At 31.2% G+C, this 3,774-nt stretch carries 4 protein-coding genes and 1 riboswitch; of the genes, 2 read left to right on the forward strand and 2 right to left on the reverse strand.

What is annotated here, in order from left to right:
• Nucleotides 1–31: 31 nt before the first annotated feature.
• Nucleotides 32–129, reverse strand: a riboswitch (TPP riboswitch).
• A gap of 77 nt (nt 130–206) precedes the next feature.
• Nucleotides 207–716, reverse strand: coding sequence for an adenine phosphoribosyltransferase (locus MR285_RS06395; RefSeq protein WP_293559189.1), 510 nt, complete (start codon nt 714–716; stop codon nt 207–209).
• Between the two features lie 113 nt (nt 717–829).
• Between MR285_RS06395 and nhaC the strand changes: the two genes are divergently transcribed.
• Both nhaC and MR285_RS06405 read left to right on the forward strand, forming a co-directional pair.
• Complete coding sequence (gene nhaC / locus MR285_RS06400) at nt 830–2,257, forward strand: Na+/H+ antiporter NhaC (RefSeq protein ID WP_293559191.1); 1,428 nt, start codon at nt 830–832, stop codon at nt 2,255–2,257.
• Between the two features lie 53 nt (nt 2,258–2,310).
• A complete protein-coding gene (locus tag MR285_RS06405) occupies nt 2,311–3,066 on the forward strand; it encodes a formate/nitrite transporter family protein (RefSeq protein WP_293559193.1) in 756 nt (251 codons plus the stop codon).
• A gap of 28 nt (nt 3,067–3,094) precedes the next feature.
• Here the strand turns inward: MR285_RS06405 and MR285_RS06410 are convergent.
• Nucleotides 3,095–3,774, reverse strand: a 680-nt coding sequence (locus MR285_RS06410; RefSeq protein WP_293559195.1) for a TIGR02206 family membrane protein, incomplete at its 5' end; no start/stop codon positions are given.

Below are 3,774 nucleotides of genomic sequence, written 5' to 3' on the forward strand. Positions count from 1 at the left end.
TTCATAAATAAAAAAACCTCCTATAAAATTATAGGAGTAGAATTACTTTTCCCTGTCAAGGCATTATCCTAACAGGTAGAATGGTCGAGTCTTAACTCCTCTCAGCAATTTGCTCCCATAAGTTTAATTATTAAATTATTAATTATTATATCATAGTGAATTTTCAAATCAAATATATTCAATAATTTTTAAATTGGAATTATGCCTCAATATTTTATAATCGATTCCACTTTTGTACCCTTTAGAGCTTCTCTTCCATTTAAATCTACTAGCTCAATTAAGAAAATTACAGAAGACACTTCGCCCTGTAATCTTTCTACAAGATCTACACATGCCTTAGATGTTCCGCCAGTTGCAAGAAGGTCATCTATTATTACAATTTTTTCTCCTGGCAAAATTGCATCCTTGTGAATTTCAATAGAATCTTCTCCATATTCAAGTTTATAGGATTCTATCAATTTATCATAGGGAAGTTTGCCTGGCTTTCTAGCTGGCACAAAACCCTTATTTAATTTATAGGCAAGTGCTGCACCAAAAATAAATCCCCTTGCTTCCACACCAATAATTTTATCCACATCTTTGTCAATTTTTGCTGCCATTTCATCAACTGCTTTTTTAAAAGCATCTTTGTCCTTTAAAAGAGTGGTAATATCCCTAAAGATGATTCCCTCTTTTGGATAATTTTCTATTGCACGAATTGTATCTTTTAATTCCATAATTCCCTCCATTCCTTTATAGTATAACATCTTTATTAATTAACTAAAACTTTTATTATTTTAATTTTAATGATATAATATGTTAAATTTTTGAATTCTACACGAGGTGTTAAATGAATAATAAAAATATAGAAAAATATGATAAAGATATTAGAAAAGCAAATTTTAGTGAAGCAATTTTTACTTTTCTTTCTCTTGTAATAATTATGTTTATAAGTATTATAAAATACAAAGAAAGCCCTCATATTCCTATGTTAATTGGTGTTTTAATAGCATCCCTTGTTGCATTAAAAATTGGTTATAGCTGGAAATTTATTGAAAATGCAATGATAAAGGGAATCTCTCAAGCTATGCAATCCATTATAATTTTGGCAATCATTGGAGTCCTAATTGGAGTTTGGATTTTAGCTGGCGTCGTTCCAACTATGATCTATTACGGACTTTTAATTTTAAAACCATCAATTTTTCTTGTGGCTACAGTTTTAATAACTTCTATAACTTCACTTGCTACGGGAACTAGTTGGGGAACTGCTGGCACAATGGGCATTGCCCTTATGGGAATTGCAAATGGTCTAGGCATACCTGCTCCAATAACTGCAGGTGCAGTTTTATCTGGCTCTTACTTTGGCGATAAAATGAGTCCCTTATCTGACACTACAAATCTTGCACCAGCAATGGCAGGCACTGATGTATTTACACACATCAAGGCAATGTTTAAGCCAACTATTATAACATATGTATTAACACTTGCAATATTCGGATTTTTATCAATGAAATACAGTGGAAGTTCTGCTGATTTATCCAGCGTAACTGTAATTACCAATGGTTTAAAAAATAATTTTAATATATCTCCAGTGTTATTAATTGCACCTCTAATTGTAATACTTTCCATTGCAAAAAAGGTGCCTGCAGTCCCTGGAATAAGCCTTGGCATAATTGCAGCTGCTATCTTAGGACCAATCTATCAAAATATAAACTTTGGCGATATTTTGTCTGCTGCCTTAAATGGATTTGTTTCAGAAACTGGAGTTGAGTCAGTGGATAAACTTTTAACAACTGGTGGACTTAACAACATGATGTCTTCAATTTCACTTACTATTATCGCCATGATGTTTGGTGGCATTGCTGAAGAAACTGGAATACTTGAAGCCATAGTAAAAAAATTCCTTCACAAGATAAAGTCAACTGTTGGAATAGTAACAGCTACGATTTTAACTTGCTTTTTTACAAATGCAACTATGCCCGAGCAGTACATCTCCATAGTTGTACCAGGAAGAATGTTTAAGAATGAATATAGAGATAGAAATTTAGATCCAAAACTTTTATCTTCCACTCTTGAATCAGGTGGAACTGTTACATCTGCCATGATACCATGGAACACTTGCGGCACTTACATGACATCTGTACTTGGAGTTTCAACAGTGCATTATCTTCCATTTTTGTTTTTCAATCTACTAATGCCAATTGTGCAAATAATAATTACAGCGATTGACGCAAAGAAATTCAAACTTTCTGCTGATAAAGATACTTTCATCAATTGAAAAACTGCCTCTTTTTGATATAATGTTTAGTGAAATAAAAAAAGAGGTGTAAAATGTATAAAGATATAATAACTGGACTTACAAATTCTGCAAATACGAAGAAAAACTTACTTGAAGACTCCTTCTTTAAGTACATAGTATCTTCAATGCTTGCAGGATTTTTTATTGGAATGGGAATACTCATAATGGTATTATCGACAAATGTGTTTTCTCCACTTCCAATTGCAGCTGTAAAATTTATTAACGGCTTTTTCTTCTCTCTTGCATTATCCTTTGTAGTTTTTGCTGGAGGCGAACTCTTCACTGGAAATGTCCTAATAACAACTGTGGGAAGGCTAAATAAAAAAATTGAAACAGCTACAATTTTAAAAATTTTAATATTTTCCTATTTTGGAAATCTTTTAGGCTCAATTTTAATCGCATACTTATTTAAAATGACTGGTGTATCTCCTGAATACAATGAAACTCTATTAAAACTTGCAACTGGAAAAACAAATTTTGACTTCACTGCACTTTTATTTAAGGGAATTATGTGTAATATCTTGGTATGTACAGCAGTTTTAATGTCCTCAAGAAAAATTTCAGATTCAGCAAAATTAATTTTAATTTTTTGGTGTATCCTAGCCTTTGTAAGTCTTGGCTTCGAACATAGTATTGCAAATATGACTTGCTTTGCCCTTACAAAAATATTAAATCCAGAATTTAGCTTTGCACTAATTCTCAAAAATTTAATACCAGTTACAATTGGAAATATTATTGGCGGTGTACTCGTTGCAATAACTTATAATACTCTAGGTAAGGACAAATAAAGAAAGACAGGATTTTTGTTATCCTGTCTTATTTTTGTATCTTTAATCTTAAAATTAATTTGTAAATAAAAAAGGTCATAACCATTACAAATATTGTAACTATAAAAAGCCCCAAAATATAATTTGGAAAAACATTTTTTATCGCTTCAAGTGGAGAACCAATATAAGGTTCTTCAATAAAAAAGTAATTTGCACTCAGCTTTTTATTTAAAACTTTTATAATAGGCAATATGACAATAGTAAAAATTACTGGATAAATAATATCCTTAAGATTTGGTTTGTATTCCTTTGAAATCACGAGATATATGGGATAAAAGGAGTTAACTCCGTGAATTATCCATGAAATAATCGCAACATAGGAATACTTATTTACATTATTCCACCCTGGTGTAATTAGACTTAAAATACCAGCAGGCATAAACAAAAAGAAAAGGGATGCCTTTATAAATTTGCTTTCAAAAAAGACATCTAACGCCATAAACTGTGCCCCAAACAAACAAAGGTGAAAAGGCAAATAAGAGCTGTCGTAATGTCCCGTTATTAAAACCATAATAAGCCTTATAATCTCCAGTGCAATTGGCATAATGGCAAAAACTTTCCTAAAATTTTTATTGTTATTCCATGGTTTATATAAAATTATTGCAAAAATAAAAATAATAAATATGCAGGCGAAGTGATACCTTCCATAAAACTCAAAGCCAACTTCAC

Source organism: Peptoniphilus sp. (genome assembly GCF_022767005.1).
In the GTDB taxonomy this organism is placed as follows: domain Bacteria; phylum Bacillota; class Clostridia; order Tissierellales; family Peptoniphilaceae; genus Peptoniphilus_A.

Excerpts from the sequence above, each read along its gene's own strand:
- MR285_RS06395 (WP_293559189.1), bottom strand. The coding sequence starts at position 716 with ATGGAATTAAAAGATACAATTCGTGCAATAGAAAATTATCCAAAAGAG.
- nhaC (WP_293559191.1), top strand. The coding sequence starts at position 830 with ATGAATAATAAAAATATAGAAAAATATGATAAAGATATTAGAAAAGCA.
- MR285_RS06405 (WP_293559193.1), top strand. The coding sequence starts at position 2,311 with ATGTATAAAGATATAATAACTGGACTTACAAATTCTGCAAATACGAAG.